Origin of the sequence: Methylobacterium sp. E-065 (assembly GCF_022829605.1) — a bacterium.
Classification (GTDB): domain Bacteria; phylum Pseudomonadota; class Alphaproteobacteria; order Rhizobiales; family Beijerinckiaceae; genus Methylobacterium.
Genome location: NZ_JAKSYD010000118.1, coordinates 1 through 15,095, shown reverse-complemented (window position 1 = coordinate 15,095; position 15,095 = coordinate 1). Strand labels below are relative to the sequence as shown.

Genomic DNA, 15,095 nt, shown 5'->3' with positions numbered 1-15,095 from the left:
CGGGAGAACCCGCCGCCTGTCGAGGGCGAACACCGTTGCGCGTGATGCGATCCTGAGAGTCGACTGCCGGCCGCCGCAAGAACGGCCAAGGCCGTCGCACGGCCCGCATTCGTCTCAGCGGAGATAGGGCGGGAGCCGCCGCTTCCAGCGTTCGCCGAGCCGGAGCTCCTTCGTCCGACGCCAGGCCGCGGGCCGCGGCGGCGTGCCCCGTTTGGGCCCGGCTGGATCCGCAGCGAGCGGCTTCGACGGACCAGCCTCGGGCTGGATCGCAGCGGCGCGGATCTCTGGCAGCGTCTCGACCGGCGTGGACGTCCGGACCGCCGGCGTGACCGCGGGGGCCTTCTCGCGGCGGGTCCGCGTCCGCCGCGGCTCGATCGCGGGCTCCGGCTCCGGCTCCGGCTCGTCCGTGTTCTGGAACATGGGCACGAGGCTCGGCAGGACGCGACGGGCCGGGGCATCCGGCTCCTTCAGCCCCGGGGCTGGCGCCGCATCGAGGGCCGGCAGCACCGGCCTCGGCTTCGGCTCTGCCGCCTGGACCAGCTCCGGCCAGAGAACCTTGTCGGGTCGCGCCTGCGGCTCGACATCTCTCAGAGCAGTGCGGGGGGTCCGGGCGTTCTTGACTTCGACCATAAATGGCCGCGCGCTACGGCGCTTCATGTACAGCGATCCTTGGAAGCATTCGAACCGAAACGTCGGCGGCGCGAACACTCTTAGGTTATGCCTGATCTCACGGAATGTCCAGAAACACGATTCCGTATCCGCCGAATTTCTTTGTTCACAAGGTCAGTCGTGACGACCCCGATGGAACGCCGGGATGAGAGCGCCCGTCGCCGAAGTGAACACCGGTTCGGCGCAAGGGGGTGCGCCAAAACGCGGGTTTAGGGCCGTGCGGGATTGAAACCCGATCGGGCACGACCCTTGGTCTGATCAGGCGGCCTGCAGCACCCCGGCGGCCGCCGCGCCCTGCGGCGCACCGGCGCGGCTGCCGCCGAACAGGGATTGATAGAGGGCCGCCGGCGACCGGGTCCGGCCGTTCCCGTCGGTGATCGTCACGTCGGCCATGCCGGCGGCGATCAAGCTCATGCCCTGGTCCAGGGCGTTGAGGACGGATGCGTGCTGATAGGCGAACCGGCGCGCGGAGACACGCGCGGAGACCGTGAAATTCATGGCGTGACGTGATCCTGGAGAAGCCTGTCCGGTCATCGGACCGGCACGGCGGCTGTGTCTCGCCGACCGGATCCACGCCCGAGGGACGTCCTGATTGGCCGCGCGCGACCACCCCGGCCGTGTGGAAGTCAATAAAGTCTTTCTGTTGACAAAACCTTGTCCATGCCACCGGCCGTCGGAAACATGCGCTCATATCGGGTCGAATAAAGTGCTTCTGACGCCCGTCCCGCCGCGCGAGGCGCCGTTTGCGCAGCGGGACGGGCGGCCTGTTACAGCCTGCGGGCCGTTCCTGCCTCTCCTGGCCCGGGGCATGCTACGCTGCCGTGGACCTCACCGGGTGGACAGGCTGGCATGCTCAACAGACGATCCTTCATGGCCCTGTCGGGCGCGGCGCTGGCCGCCCCGGCGTTGGCGCAGGGCACGGCCGCGCGGGTCCTCAAGTTCATCCCGCAGGCCGACCTGACGGTACTCGATCCGATCTGGACGACCGCCTACGTCACCCGGAACCACGGGCTTGCGGTGTTCGACACGCTCTACGGCACCGATGCCAGCTACAGCGCCCAGCCCCAGATGGTGGCCGGGCATACGGTGGAGAACGACGGCACGCTCTGGCGGCTCACCCTCCGGCCCGGGCTGATGTTCCACGACGGCAGCCCGGTGCTCGCCCGGGATTGCGTGGCGAGCATCGCCCGCTGGGGCAAGCGCGACGCCATGGGCCAGACGCTCATGGCCTATACGGACGAACTCTCCGCGCCGGATGACAAGACGATTCAGTTCCGCCTGAAAAAGCCCTTCCCGCTGCTGCCGGACGCGCTCGGCAAGGTCGCCTCAGCGATCTGCGCCATCATGCCGGAGCGGCTCGCCAAGACCGACCCGTTCACCCAGGTGACCGAGATGGTCGGCAGCGGGCCGTTCCGCTTCAAGGCCGACGAGCGCGTGGTCGGCGCCCGCGTCGTCTACGAGCGATTTGCTGGCTATGTCCCCCGCGAGGGTGGGGAACCGCAATGGACCTCCGGTCCCAAGCGCGTGTTCGTGGACCGGGTCGAGTGGAACGTCATCCCCGATCAGGCCACCGCCGCTTCGGCCATGCAGACCGGAGAGATGGATTGGTGGGAGCAGCCGCCGGCCGACCTCGTGCCGACGCTCTCCAAGCTGACGACGCGGATCGCCGACCCGACCGGCCTGATCGGCTGCCTGCGGATGAACCAGCTTCAGCCGCCCTTCGACAACCCGGCGATCCGGCAGGTGCTGCTGAAGGTGGTCGATCAGACCGACGTCATGCAGGCTGTGACCGGCACCGACCCCAAGCTGACCCACGTGCCGACCGGCTTCTTCTGCCCCGGCCTGCCGATGGCGAGCGATGTCGGGCTCGACGTCCTGACAGCCAAGCGCGACTACGAAGGCGCCAAGAAGGCGCTGGCGGCGGCCGGATACAAGGGCGAGAAGGTCGTGCTGATGGGCGCCTCCGACTTCCCGAGCCTGAAGGCGATGGCCGATGTCGCCGCCGACATGCTCACCCGCGCGGGCTTCAACGTCGATTACCAGATCATGGACTGGGGCTCGGTGGTGCAGCGGCGGGCCAAGAAGGACCCGGTCGCCCAGGGCGGCTGGAGCGCCTTCTGCACCTTCTGGGCGGGGCTCGATCAGGCCAACCCGGCCGTCAGTGCCTTCCTGCGGGGGACCGGCCAGACCGCGCCGATCGGTTGGCCGACCAGCGCGCGGATCGAGGCTCTGCGGGATCAATGGCTCGACGCCCCCGACACCGCCGCCCGCAAGGCGCTCGCGGCTGATCTCCAGCGCCAGGCCTTCATCGATCTGCCCTACCTGCCGCTCGGCCAATACTTCAACCAGACCTCGTACAAGCCGACCCTGACGGGGGTGCTCGACGGCGTGCCGGTGTTCTGGAACGTGAAGAAAGGCTGAGCGCCCATTCGAGAACCGGGTTTCCAGAGGGCTTCAGCCCTTTGGCGGGTTCTCAGGGCAGAGCCCTGAGATGCTTTGTAGGGCTCTGCCCTGGACCCACGAAAGGTCTCGACCTTTCGAAACGAGGACTGGGGCTCAGGCAGCCCGGACCCAGACGGCGGTGTCGTGGAAGGCGGCGCCGTCGTTGGGCGCCGCCGGGGCGGATCCGACCAGCGTGTTGATCCCGCTGCCACCGCCGAACGACGCGCTCGGCCACAGGCTCTCGACCACCACGACGCCCGGCTGCTGCCCCTCGGCGAGGCGGGCATGCAGCCGCACCCGGCCACGGACATTCCCGATCTCGATGGCGTCGCCCGTGGCGATCCCGAGCCGCGCCCCGTCCTCCGGATGAAGCAGGCAGGTCGGCCGCCCCTCCCGGCGGAGCGACTCGGGCACGTTGGTGAAGGTCGTGTTGAGGAACTGGCGGGCCGGTGGTGCGATCATCCGGAACGGGTGATCCGCATCGGCGGGCTCGGCCACCGGCCAGTGATCGGGCAGGACCGGCATCCCGGCCGCGCGGGGGCCGAGCGCCGCCCAGTCGGGGGCGAAGCGGAAGCGCCCGCCTGGATGGCCGAATCCGGTGAGGAAGTGGCTCTCGGCGAAATCCGGCTGCGCATCGATCCAGCCCGCCGCATCGAGCCGGTCGAGGCCGCCCCAGCCCGAGCGGGCCAGCGTGGCGTCGGCGAGTTCGCGGGCGCTCAGCTGGAAGCCCGCGTGGTCCGCCCCGAGCCGGGCGGCGAGCGCCGACAGCAGCGTGTGGTTCGAGCGGCACTCCCCCGGCGGCGTCAGGATCGCCGGCCCCGCCTGGATGTGGCTGTGGCCGCCGGCCCCGTAGATGTCGTCGTGCTCCAGGAAGGTGGTGGCCGGCAGGACGAGGTCGGCCAGCGCCGCGGTCTCGGTCATGAACTGCTCGTGCACGGCCACGAACACGTCCGGTCTCGCCAGCCCGGCGCGCACCCGGGCGCTATCAGGGGCCGAGACGGCGGGGTTGGCCGACTGGATCAGCATGGCGCGCACCGGCGGCCCGCCCTGCAGGGCGTCGGCATCGTCGGCCAGGATGGCGCCGAGCCGGCTCATGTCGAGCTCGCGCACGCCCGGCGCCTTGACGTCGAGCCCCTCCGTCAGGGTCTTGTCCCAGTTGAAGATCGCCGCCTGCTGCCAGAGCGCGCCGCCACCTTCATGCTGCCACGCACCGGTGACGGTCGGCAGGCAGGTCACCGCGTGGAGGTTCACGGCGCCGTTGCGGCTGCGGGTGAAGCCGAAGCCGCAGCGGATGTAGCTGCGCGGCGTCCGGCCGTAGAGCGCCGCGAAGGCCTCGATGGCGGCGGGATCCAGGCCGGTGATCGCCGCCGCCCATTCGGGCGTGCGCGCGGCCAGATGGGCCTCGAGCGCCGCCGTATCCTCGGCATGGGCGGCGAGGTAGGCCCGGTCCGCATAACCGTCGCGGAACAGGACGTGGAGCACCGCGCAGGCCAGAGCCCCGTCGGTGCCCGGCCGGGGGGCGAGGTGGAGGTCGGCCGCCGCCGCGGTGCCGGTGCGGTAGGGATCGATCACCACCAGCTTGGCGCCCCGGACCTTCCGGGCGCGGCTGATATGGGTCATCGCGTTGACCTGGGTGCTCACCGGATTGCCGCCCCAGACGACGATCAGGTCCGATTGCGCCATCTCGCGGGGATCCGGCCCGGCGATCCGCCCGGTCCCGGCGCTCCAGCCCGCGATGGCGATCGCCGTGCAGATGGTGCGCTTGCGCCGCGAATAGCCCATCGCGTGGGTCAGGCGGTGGATCCCGTCCCGCTGGACGAGGCCCATGGTGCCGCCCGAATTGTACGGCCAGACGGCTTCCGGGCCGTAGCGTTCCGCCGCCTCGGCGAGGGCCGTGGTCAGACGGTCGAGCGCCGCGTCCCAGGAGATCCGCCGCCATTGTCCGCCACCTTTCGGGCCGACGCGCTCCAGCGGATGGAGGAGCCGATCCGGATGGTGGACGCGCTCGCCGTAGCGGCTGACCTTCGCGCAGATCACACCGGCCGTGTAGGGATTGTCGCCCCCGCGGACCGAAACGACGCGTCCGTCGTCCACCTGCACATCGAGGCTGCAGGCGGAGGGGCAATCGTGCGGGCAGACGGTCCGGACCAAGCGATGAACTCCCGTGGCGCCGACAGGAATGATGCAAGGCCCGTGCGTTTTTGAGGCGGCTTGGCGAATCTGGAGGAGATCGGTGCGTGGTCTCCCGGTTCCCCCGCACCAACGGCACCGGTCGCACGGGCTCCGGATTGCCCTATAGCCCTGCCGCGATGCAGGAAGGCCGCAGCCATACCGTCCCAGGTGAACCGCCCATGCCGGCCCGCCCCCTCGTCCTGTTCCCGGATCCGCGCCTTTCGCATCCGGCCGCCCCGGTCGAGGCGTTCGGGCCGGACCTGTCGGCGCTCGTGGCCGATGTCTGGGACACGCTTCTGGAGGTCAGCGCCATCGGCCTCACCGCCCCGCATATCGGCGTGCCCGCCCGGGTCGTGGTGTTCCGGATGTCGCCGGAGACGGAGCGGCGCGTCTACGTGAATCCGGTTGTGCTCTGGGCCTCACCGGAAACGGCGACCCAGGAGGAGGGCAGCGTCAGCATGCCGGGGGTGCGGGAACGGATCACCCGGCCGGCCGACATACGGTTCGGCTATCGCGACCTTGAGGGGACGAAGCATGAGCAGATCGCGGAGGGTTTCGAGGCTGCGGTCGTCCAGCACGAGATCGATCAGCTCGACGGCGTCTTCTGGATCGACCGCTTGTCCCGCCTGAAGCGCGAGCGTCTGCTCAAGCGATTCGGCAAGACGAAATCAGGTTAACGTGCTCTTTGCCGAAGTGGACACCTGTTCGGCACAACAGAGCGCAGCACAGCAAACCAGAAATCTGGCCAACACCCTCAGCGCAGGGCCAGCATCTGGACCGCGTGGGCCGCGACATCCTGCACCACCGGCATGTCGTAGGCGTAGATGCGTCCGGCCAGGATCACCAGGGCGAGCGTCCAAAACACGGCACCGCCGACACGCCGGGCGGTCCGGTCGCCCGCAACCTCCGGACAGGCGCGAGCGACGCCGTCCGCGACGGGTTCGCCGAACGGATCAAAGGCTATCGGCTGGATTTCGGACGGCGTGCGCATGGTGGGAATGTTGCCTCGGACCCACCCGACAGCAATGGAGGCGTCTTTCGAATTTCCGCACCCGCGGAGACTCTTGTTCTCTCCTCGGAAGCTAACGCAAACACCTTCTTCTCATACGTTGGCATGAGGCCCGGAAACGTACGAATCGTCTTGCCGGCGATAGCCGCGCCCGGCCTTCAGGTCCCGCCCGAACCGTGCAGCCGCACGGAGCGACCGATGCGGGCCCCGGCCTCGTCGGCCCGGATCCGGCAATCCGCGATCGTGGCCCGGGCCGTGTCGATGGCGACCGAAGCCGCCGACAGGACCGGCGGGTCGGGCTCCCGCTCCCGGGTGTAGCGGACCACATCCATGGCGAGCGCATCGACCTCGACGGTCAGCGCCTCGATCGCCTCCGGATCGCGCAAGGCCCGGGCCTGCCCGGCGATCTCCAGGAGCCGATCGATGATCTCGTCGATTCGCTCCCGGCGTAGGCTGGCGAGGCGCTGGCGGATCCAAGCCAGCATCGAGACGAGGCCGCCCGCCAGCGCGCCGAGCAGGTAGAGCGTGTCACCGTAGCGCTCGATGAAGCCGTGCTGGTCGCGCTCGTAATAGTCGATGGCGCCGGGATGGATCGGGATGCGGGCGCTGGTCGCCGCCACCGTGGTGTCGTAGGCCGGAGCCTGGACGTACTCGGCGGCGTCCGTGACCTGGGCGGCGGCGGTGCGCTTCTCGAAGAGCTGCTGGGTCACGTCGGCCACCACCACGCGGCTTAAGGAAGCCCGGGCCATCAGCCGGTAGGAGGCGCCGACCGTCTTCACGTCGTCGGCCGGCAGCTTCGGGCGGCCGGCGAACAGGCCCCCCGGAATGGTCACCGCCTGGAGCCGCGGGAAGCGCTGGATCACGGCGTCGTCGTCCTCCACGGCGACGAACTCGACCTTGCCGCCGCGGGCGAGCCCCTGCACGGCCCCCACGAGTGCGAGCGCCTTGGGCGCCGAGGGCGCGATGATGCTGACGAAGGCATCGATCCGCTTCTCGCGGAAGGCCCCCGCCACCGCCTCCTGATCGACCGGGACCAGCAGCACCGCGGAATCCCGCGCGGGACCGGCCGCTTCCTCCAGGGTGAGGCCGTAATACCCGAGGATGTTCCGCAGGAGCCAGAGGTCGGCGTCCCGGTGGGCCGCGATGCCGAGTCGCTTGCCGGCGAGCTTCGGAAAACTCTTGATCCCGGCCTGCTCCGGCGAGGCGATGATCATCGCCTGATCGCGCAGGATCGCCAGGGTCAGGCCGTTGGTCGGCAGCAGCACGTCGGGGCGAACCACCGCAAGGTCGGCGCGCCCGTCCTGCAAGGCGGCGGCGCTCTCGCGCACGTCGTCGAAGGACAGGATCTTCAATCGGACGTTTTCGTGCGCGGCGTCGAGCGCGTCGGCATAGGCCTTGATCAGGCCGGGCTCGGTGCCGTCCCGGGGGGCGACCGCGATGGTGAGCACCGTCGCCTGAAGCAGGTACCACGCCGCCGTCCCGCCCGCGCCGAGCAGGACGGCCCCCGCCAGGATCAGGACCTCGCGGCGCAGCAGCCAGGCGGGGAAGGCCCACATCCCGGTCGCTCAGAACAGCGAGATCAGCACGATGCCGGCGACCATCACGGCGGCGCCGACAAGGCGCGGCATGCCGGCCTTGACCTGCTTCATGCCGAACCAGCCGAAATGGTCGAGCGCCACCGAGGTGAGCAGGTTGGCGGTGATCAAGAGGCCGTTGAAGGCACCGGCCCCGACCTTGTCGACGAACAGCAGCCCGGCGAACACCGCCACCGCTCCGGTGATGCCGGCGAGCGGCATCCACCAGCGGACCCCCGCGAGGTCGTCCCGGGTCGGCAGCGGCGACGGACGCAGCAGGAAGACCAGCGCGAACACGAACACGACCGGGATGAACGAGACCGTTGCGGCGAGCCAGGGATTCTCCAGGGCGCCCCGGAGCTGCGCATTCCAGACCACGCCGATCGCCATGAGGGCGCCGGCCACGATGATGAACGGGTAGAGCAGCTTGCCGCCGGGGCCCTTCTCACCGCTGTCCTTCTTGCCGCCCGAGCGCGCGATGAAGGTGACGCCCACCGCCATCAGCAGGCCGCCGAGCCAGGGGAGCGGTTTGAAGCCCGAGGCCTGCAGGCCGAACAGCCCGAACGCGTCCATCGCCAGCGAGGTGAGGATGTTGGCGGTGAGCGTCAGGCCGTTGAACGGCCCGGCGCCGACCTTGTCGATGAAGGCGAGTCCGCCGAACACCGCCACCGCGCCGGCCACGCCGCCGAGCGGGGCGTACCAGGGCATCCGGCTCAAGCCCTCGAGGCTCGGCAGGGGCGTCGGCATCGTGAAGAACAGGGTCGTGAACACGAACACGATCGGCAGGAACGACACCGTCGCGGCCAGCCACGGGTTGACCAGCCTGCCCCGCAGCTGCGCGTTCATGGCGTTGCCGAGCGCCTGCAGCGCGCCGGCCACCAGGATGAAGGGATAGAGGAGGGCAGCCGTCACGCGCGGACCTTGGGGTTCTCGGGGCGGGAATTCAGACGAGGAGCAGGCCGGCGAGCGCCAGCAGGAGGGCCGAGGGCATCACCAGCAGGCCGAGCTTCAGGAAGGTCCAGGCGCCGACATCCTGGCCCTCGCGGCGGATGGCGGTGAGCCAGAGGATCGTCGCCAGAGAACCCGTCACCGAGAGGTTCGGGCCCAGATCGACGCCGATCAGGATGGCGCCCGCGACCTTTTCGGGCACCTGGGCGGCATGGACGGCGGCCCCCGCGATCAGGCCGGCCGGCAGGTTGTTGACGAGATTGCACAGCACCGCGATCAGGCCGCCCGCCCCCCAGGCAGTGGCCTCCGGGGCGGCGTGGGCGTAGCCCTTGAGCAGGTCCGCCAGCATGGCCAGCACGCCGGTCTTCTCCAGGGCCTCCACCAGCACGAACAGGCCGGCCACCAGCGGCAGCACGCTCCACGACACGTCCTTGGCGACCTCCACGAGGCCACCGCGCTTGAGCAGCAGCACGACCACGGTGGTGGCCAGGCCCGCCACGAAGGTCGGCAAGCCGAGATCGAGGCCGAGCGCGGAAGCCGCGATCAGCACGCCGCCGGTCGCCACGATGCCGAGGCCGGCCACGAGGCCGGTGCGGGAGAGCGGCTGGGCTTCGACGTCGGTCGCCACGCTCTGGTCGCGGAGGGTCTTGGCCTGGGTCAGGCGCAAAACCGCGTAGGTCGTCACGATGGCAAGCAGGGAGGGCAGCGCGAACAGGGCAAGCCACCGCATGAGCGGCGGCATGTGATCGGCGAAGACCACGAGGTTGGCCGGGTTCGAGATCGGCAGCACGAAGCTCGCCGCGTTGGCGATGAAGGCGCAGACGAACAGGTAGGGGAGCGGGTTCTCGACCTTGGCGGCCTTGGTGGCCGCGTAGACGGCGGGTGTCAGCACCACCGCGCAGGCGTCGTTCGACAGGAACACCGTGACGACCGTGCCGACGAGATAGACCAGGGTGAACAGCCGGGTGGCCGAGCCCTTGGCGGCGCGGACCGCGATCGAGGCCAGCCAGTCGAACAGGCCCTCCTTCCGGGCGACCTCCGACATCAGCATCATGCCGACGAGGAACAGGTAGACGTCCGTCCCCTTGAGCACACCCTCCCAGGCGGTGGCGGGGGCGAGCAGCCCCAGGGCGACCAGGGCGCCTGCGCCGAGCACGGCCCAGATCGCCTCCGGCCATGAGAACGGCCGCAGGATGACGCCGAGAGTCGCGAGGGCCGCGATCGCCCAGGTGGCAAGATTGGGGGTCAGCGTCAGCGCGCCCATCGGTTCCGGTAGTCCTGTATCGGGTGAGTCGGGAAAGGGATGTGTGCAGCGTTTCGGTAGAGGCCGGCTACCAGCCCCGGCCGTTGCGGTTGGGGCCGAGCTGGTCGCCCCGGATGCCCTTCTCGGGCCAGAACGGCGTGCGGAACGCGTCGCTGCCGGGTCGGTCCGGTGCCAGCGGCGGCACGAAGCAACAAGAGACGGGTTCGATCGAATCGGTGTCGGTGTTCGGCGCCAGGGTGCATGGATTCAGAGTCCCGTTGGTCACCGTGACGGACAGGCGGCGCGACCCAACCGGCCACGGAACCTGCGCCTCGACGATACGCGGGCTGGCCGGGCTCATCGGATAAGCCGGACCGTCATCGACCCGCGCCCAGCAGCACCAAGCCGCCTGCGGCGCGCTCGACAGCACGAGGGCACGCACCGTGATCGTGGCGCTGGGACCGAGGGCCGCGGTGGCGAGGCGCCGGTCGGCGGGGCTCGTGATCATCGTGACGGGGAGCGCTTGGTCGAGGGGCTTGAAGCGCCAGCTCGTCACGGCGCCATCGATCGCCGCCACCGCGTAGCCCACCGAGCCGTCCTCGTTCTGACCGACCGAGCGGGCCGAGGCGTAGAGCGTGCGCCCGTCATGGGCGAGTTCGTTGTAATGGGTGTGGCCCATCTCGACGAGGCGGACGTTGTGGCCGCGGATCAGGCCGGCCAGCGCAGCCTTCTCGCCCGGCCCGTTGAGGTCGTCCGGATAGGTGTGGGTGAAGACCGCGCAGGGCAGGCCGTTCCGGTCGGCGTAATCGAGTTCGTTCCGGAGCCAAGCGAGCTGGTAGGGACCGAGCCGGAAATCGAGCCCGAACCCCTTCCGGCCATAGCCAGCGCTGATCATGTCGAGGAACAGGCAGCGCACGCCGGCAATCGTGTCGGCGAAGTAGTACTGCCTGACGGGGTCGGGCTGTCCGAACTTGGACAAGTGATGGTCTTGCGCGTGGTGATCGCCGCCCCGCGCGCTGCCCGCCACCTGCGCGAACAGGGCGTCGAAATCCGTCATCGTACCGTACTGGCGGTCGTGATCCCCGGCGATCAGGCGGACCGGCAGGCGCGGATGGGCCGCCAGGGCGTTGATCAGGATCGTGTACTGCGCCGCGAGCCCGTCTTCGGCGAGGTCGCCCGGCAGGTAGGCGAAGTCGAGGAGGCCGTACCCGTGGAGGCCGTCGATCTCGGCGAGGATCGCCCGCAAGTCGTCGACGTTCCGGTCGCCCCCGCCCTGCAGGTGGAGGTCGCCGATATGCGCGAAGGCGAACACGTCGTGCGTCTCACGCATGAGGCGCCCGCCCGATCGCTCTACCTGTCCCGCCCACAATCGTGCCCTCCGGACAGGCCCTGCAAGACGGCCGTCAGTGTTGCGAACGGCCCGACGCCCCGGAGCCGGTCAAGTTCCGTGAGCGGGCTGCTGGCCGGGGCGGGTGGAACCTAACTTTTCGTGATCGACGGCGGGTTGCCGAACAGATCCGGGAAAGTGTCGTGAAATCGGACGGTCTGTGTCTGCTTGATGGACACATGCGCACGCTGTGTGACGATTGCGGCCGATTGGGCGAACGCTTCCCCAAGTCGCTCTCCGGGTGGATAAACAGCCGCCCGCGGAGCGTCTCAGAGGCTCTCGATCCAGTGGCGCAGCACCGCCCCGGGGGTCGCGTGCGGTCCGGTCTCGGCGGGGCGCTGTGCGGAGCTGGGCACGAAGCCGAACCGGCGCTTGAACGCCCGCCGGAACGTCCGCTCGTCGGTGAAGCCGACCGCGTAGGCGACCTGCCCGATCCGGACGGGCCTCGACCCGTCCTCGCGCGCGAGCATCCGCATCGCGGTCATCAGGCGCCGGTCACGGATATACGCGACGACACTGTCCGGGGCGAAGAGCCGGTACAGCGTCGAGCGCGACAGGCCCAGCCGCGTCGCGATCAGCCCCGGCGTGAGTTCCGGGTTGCCGAGTTCCGCCTCCACGAGGCGGCGGACCCGGATCCGGACGTCCGGGTTCCGGGACGTGCGGCCCTCCCCCCGCCCCCGCAGCCAGCTCGCGCAGAGCTGGATGATCGCCGCCGAGGCCGACTGGGCCTCGCGCCGATCGAAGAGGTCGCCGCAGGCGGCGACGTTCGCCACGAAGGTGTGAACGAGGCGCCCGAACGGGTCGCCGTCATGGTCCAGGGGGCGGCCGTGCAGGGCGTCCGGCTGGCAGCTCTGCTGCTCCAGCAGAAGACGTGGGATCAGGACGTTGGTGGCATCGACCGCATCCGCGACGATGCGCACGGGCTGCGCGAGGTCGAACACGATGGCCTGGATCTCGGAGACGGGCCAGGTGCCGTACGCGGTCTCCACGCGGCTGCGCCCCCGGCGGTAGAACTGCAGCAGGATATGGTCCAGCCCCTGCTGGCTGATCATCTCTGACGACCGCACGAGGGTGTGGGCCGGCGCGATCACGTCGCCGATCAGGAGGTCGCCGAGGTGATAGCTGCGCATCGCGATCGGGGCGGTCAGGTCGGTCTCGGGCCGGAAGCTGACGGCGAAGATCGGCGCGAGGTGATCCTGCCACGCCCGGCCGAGGGCCTCGGGATCCTAGGGCGGCTCGAAACGCAGGCAGGCGACTTCGCTGCCGTGGACACCGCCACCGGATGAGGTTGCGGCAAGGCCCGGATCTGTATCGACGAAAGACATTCTGTTAAGCCTGACGGATCTCTCGTTTCAAACAACGATGATTTGTCGCAAACTGGATTATCAGACGAGACGCAACGTAGAATTTTTGATCTGTTTCATTGTTGATTCGGGTTTTATCATTGGAATTAATCTAACGGCCCGTGTGTCGTACGACGCCGGCGCGTGCTGCGACGTGTGATTTTGCTCGCGCATCGCCGGATCACGCGCCCACCGATCGGTCCTCGACGATCCATCTGCGGGCAGGATGGGGCATTCCGTCTCAGAATCGGGTATAGCAATCCCAAATCGATGCGCGGCCAAATCCTGTCGCAAGCAAGTGACAGCGTGTGAAATTTGCCCCTGCTAGGCATCTGGACGTGCGTTGTGTGTACGTTTCGGGGGCAGAGGCATGGGTTTTGGGCAGATCTAGGCGGAGCGTGGCCGCGATGCGTGCAATCATCTTGGACTGATGTCATCCGGACCGCTGCGTCGTGGGCCGTCGCGCGCGGGATTACTGTTCGGATGCTTGCTGACGGCGCTGATGGTGGCGCTGGGGCCGGTCGCCGCGGAGGATGACGGGCTGCGGCCGCAACGCTCGCCCTCGACCTTGGATTCCGCGGGCCGTCCGCTGACGGCAGCGGATTTCGAAGCGGGGGAGGCCTACACGGGCGACTGGAGGCTCCGGGCCATCAACGCCGCCGACGCCTATGCGCGCGGCTTCACCGGGCTCAACGTTCCAGTGGCCGTCGTCGACAGCGGCATCGATCCGAATCACCCGAAATTCGCCGGTCGCATCCTGAGTGACTCGCGGAATTTTTGGACCCCGGTCGGATTGCTGGACAGTCATATCCTGGTCGATGTCAACAGCCACGGCACGCACGTGTCGGGCACGATCGGGGCATCGCCGGTCGGTAGCCAGATCTCGTCGCTGAACGCGATCATGACGACGGAGCGCAATCCCTTCATCCCAGACGAACCGTCCGACGCGGAAATCATCAATCAACGCTACGGACGCCGGCCAACCGGGACAGACGTCGAAGGAGCGGTCCGATACGCGGCCAACCATGGGGCCCGCGTCCTGAACGGAAGCTATGGCTACTCCTTCAAGGACCCCCATGTCTTTCAGGCTTACAGTTACGAAGCAATGGTCGATGCCTATAATGCCATGAAGGCAGCCGCCGATCAGGATGCGCTTCAGGTCTTCGCGTCCGGCAATAAACATGTACCGTGAAATCTTTATAAATGGCGCAATGCATCCAGCTCATCCCTAATTCTCTATATAAGATCAGATCACGCTGCAAAAAACGTCTATTTTCTGCAGGATAAAATTGGATTTGAGCACGACGAGGCGGATTTCTCGGCTGTAACGGGCTATGTCATCGCCGTCGTCAAAGTTGATAAAAACAACACAGTAGCGGACAGCAGCAACCATTGCGGCGCTGCGGCCGACTGGTGCATCTCCGCTCCGGGCACCGACATACTGTCGACGATCCCGAACGGCGGATTTGTGAAATACACCGGGACCTCGATGGCGGCGCCCCATGTGGCGGGTGCGGCCGCGGTGCTGCGCCAAGCGTTCCCGTTTCTGACGGCGCCGCAGATCGGCCAGACGATCTTGACGACCGCGACGTCGCTGGGCGACCGGCAGACCTACGGCTGGGGCCTGCTCAACCTCGGCAAGGCGATCGACGGCCCGGGGCAGTTCACCCGCAACTGGACGGTCGACACCACCTATAGCGGCCAAGCCTATTACGGCACCTTCGCCAACGACATCTCCGGGATCGGCGGCCTGACCAAGGTCGGCGCCGGCACCCTCGAACTCGCCGGCGACAACACCTACGCGGGCGGCAACAAGGTCTATGGCGGAACCCTGGCCGTGTCGCGCGACCGCAACCTCGGCGCGGACGGCACCGGCCTCACCCTCGGCGGCGGCGGACGACTGCGGGTGCTGGCAGACGGCTTCTCCACCGCGCATCCGGTCACCCTCGACGGCCACGGCGGCCTGCGCATCGATATCGGCTCCTCGACCTTCGCGGGTGTGATCGCGGACGGGTTCGAGCCGGGCTTCCTCCTCAAGGACGGCTCGGGCACGGCGGTCCTGACGGCGGCCAACACCCTTACGGGCGGTACCACGGTGGAGGCCGGCACGCTGGCGCTGACGGCCACCGGCCGCCTCGTATCCCCGGTGTCGATCGGTCCGGACGGTCGTCCTGGAGAGCACCGCACCCACCAGCCTGACCAAGGCCGGATCCGGCACGCTCAAGCTCACCGGCCCCGGACGCTTCTCGGGCCCGACCACGATCCAGGCCGGCACACTCTCGCTCGACGGGTTCTGGGCCTCGCCCGT

13 protein-coding genes and 1 pseudogene are annotated in these 15,095 nt (G+C 68.7%); 5 read left to right on the top strand and 9 right to left on the bottom strand.

Annotated features, from left to right (window positions below; all coding sequences use genetic code 11):
* Nucleotides 1-114: 114 nt before the first annotated feature.
* Nucleotides 115-657, bottom strand: coding sequence for a hypothetical protein (locus MKK84_RS16345; protein WP_243921461.1), 543 nt, complete (start codon nt 655-657; stop codon nt 115-117).
* Nucleotides 658-927: 270 nt separating this feature from the next.
* Nucleotides 928-1,167, bottom strand: coding sequence for a hypothetical protein (locus tag MKK84_RS16340; protein WP_243921459.1), 240 nt, complete (start codon nt 1,165-1,167; stop codon nt 928-930).
* Between the two features lie 351 nt (nt 1,168-1,518).
* On the opposite strand from MKK84_RS16340, the gene MKK84_RS16335 reads away from it, so the two are divergent.
* Entirely contained in the window at nt 1,519-3,090 is a 1,572-nt protein-coding gene (locus tag MKK84_RS16335; protein WP_243921457.1) for an ABC transporter substrate-binding protein, read from the top strand.
* 135 nt (nt 3,091-3,225) lie between these two features.
* Here the strand turns inward: MKK84_RS16335 and MKK84_RS16330 are convergent, their stop codons facing one another.
* The gene (locus tag MKK84_RS16330; RefSeq protein WP_243921455.1) at nt 3,226-5,262 is read right to left on the bottom strand and encodes a molybdopterin-dependent oxidoreductase; all 2,037 of its coding nucleotides are present in this window, start codon (nt 5,260-5,262) and stop codon (nt 3,226-3,228) included.
* A 200-nt stretch (nt 5,263-5,462) separates the two neighbouring features.
* Here MKK84_RS16330 and MKK84_RS16325 point away from each other — a divergent pair, with 200 nt between their 5' ends.
* Nucleotides 5,463-5,960: a peptide deformylase gene (locus tag MKK84_RS16325; protein ID WP_243921453.1), complete on the top strand. Its 498-nt coding sequence runs from the start codon at nt 5,463-5,465 to the stop codon at nt 5,958-5,960.
* A gap of 77 nt (nt 5,961-6,037) precedes the next feature.
* On the opposite strand, the gene MKK84_RS16320 is transcribed toward MKK84_RS16325, so the two are convergent.
* From MKK84_RS16320 to MKK84_RS35710, 6 genes are all read right to left on the bottom strand, one after another.
* Complete coding sequence (locus MKK84_RS16320) at nt 6,038-6,274, bottom strand: hypothetical protein (protein WP_243921451.1); 237 nt, start codon at nt 6,272-6,274, stop codon at nt 6,038-6,040.
* Nucleotides 6,275-6,450: 176 nt separating this feature from the next.
* Nucleotides 6,451-7,848: a TAXI family TRAP transporter solute-binding subunit gene (locus MKK84_RS16315; protein WP_243921449.1), complete on the bottom strand. Its 1,398-nt coding sequence runs from the start codon at nt 7,846-7,848 to the stop codon at nt 6,451-6,453.
* A 9-nt stretch (nt 7,849-7,857) separates the two neighbouring features.
* Nucleotides 7,858-8,778, bottom strand: coding sequence for a DMT family transporter (locus tag MKK84_RS16310; protein WP_243921447.1), 921 nt, complete (start codon nt 8,776-8,778; stop codon nt 7,858-7,860).
* Between the two features lie 31 nt (nt 8,779-8,809).
* The gene (locus MKK84_RS16305; protein ID WP_243921445.1) at nt 8,810-10,078 is read right to left on the bottom strand and encodes an arsenic transporter; all 1,269 of its coding nucleotides are present in this window, start codon (nt 10,076-10,078) and stop codon (nt 8,810-8,812) included.
* A gap of 67 nt (nt 10,079-10,145) precedes the next feature.
* Nucleotides 10,146-11,387 carry a metallophosphoesterase family protein gene (locus MKK84_RS16300; protein ID WP_243921444.1) on the bottom strand — a complete coding sequence of 414 codons (1,242 nt, stop codon included), beginning with the start codon at nt 11,385-11,387 and terminating at the stop codon, nt 10,146-10,148.
* A gap of 326 nt (nt 11,388-11,713) precedes the next feature.
* Nucleotides 11,714-12,574, bottom strand: a complete 861-nt coding sequence (locus MKK84_RS35710; protein ID WP_409566513.1) for a helix-turn-helix domain-containing protein — start codon at nt 12,572-12,574, stop codon at nt 11,714-11,716.
* Here MKK84_RS35710 and MKK84_RS16290 point away from each other — a divergent pair.
* The 3 genes and pseudogenes from MKK84_RS16290 to MKK84_RS35950 all read left to right on the top strand — a co-directional run.
* Nucleotides 12,560-12,730 carry a hypothetical protein gene (locus tag MKK84_RS16290; protein WP_243921442.1) on the top strand — a complete coding sequence of 57 codons (171 nt, stop codon included), beginning with the start codon at nt 12,560-12,562 and terminating at the stop codon, nt 12,728-12,730. The genes MKK84_RS35710 and MKK84_RS16290 overlap by 15 nt on opposite strands.
* A gap of 487 nt (nt 12,731-13,217) precedes the next feature.
* Nucleotides 13,218-14,894: pseudogene (locus MKK84_RS16285) on the top strand (S8 family serine peptidase); the annotation flags it as partial.
* A 64-nt stretch (nt 14,895-14,958) separates the two neighbouring features.
* Nucleotides 14,959-15,095, top strand: a 137-nt coding sequence (locus MKK84_RS35950; RefSeq protein WP_409566515.1) for an autotransporter-associated beta strand repeat-containing protein, incomplete at its 3' end; no start/stop codon positions are given.

Excerpts from the sequence above, each read along its gene's own strand:
- MKK84_RS16345 (WP_243921461.1), bottom strand. The coding sequence starts at position 657 with ATGAAGCGCCGTAGCGCGCGGCCATTTATGGTCGAAGTCAAGAACGCC.
- MKK84_RS16340 (WP_243921459.1), bottom strand. The coding sequence starts at position 1,167 with ATGAATTTCACGGTCTCCGCGCGTGTCTCCGCGCGCCGGTTCGCCTAT.
- MKK84_RS16335 (WP_243921457.1), top strand. The coding sequence starts at position 1,519 with ATGCTCAACAGACGATCCTTCATGGCCCTGTCGGGCGCGGCGCTGGCC.
- MKK84_RS16325 (WP_243921453.1), top strand. The coding sequence starts at position 5,463 with ATGCCGGCCCGCCCCCTCGTCCTGTTCCCGGATCCGCGCCTTTCGCAT.
- MKK84_RS16320 (WP_243921451.1), bottom strand. The coding sequence starts at position 6,274 with ATGCGCACGCCGTCCGAAATCCAGCCGATAGCCTTTGATCCGTTCGGC.
- MKK84_RS16315 (WP_243921449.1), bottom strand. The coding sequence starts at position 7,848 with ATGTGGGCCTTCCCCGCCTGGCTGCTGCGCCGCGAGGTCCTGATCCTG.
- MKK84_RS16305 (WP_243921445.1), bottom strand. The coding sequence starts at position 10,078 with ATGGGCGCGCTGACGCTGACCCCCAATCTTGCCACCTGGGCGATCGCG.
- MKK84_RS16300 (WP_243921444.1), bottom strand. The coding sequence starts at position 11,387 with ATGCGTGAGACGCACGACGTGTTCGCCTTCGCGCATATCGGCGACCTC.
- MKK84_RS35710 (WP_409566513.1), bottom strand. The coding sequence starts at position 12,574 with ATGCGCAGCTATCACCTCGGCGACCTCCTGATCGGCGACGTGATCGCG.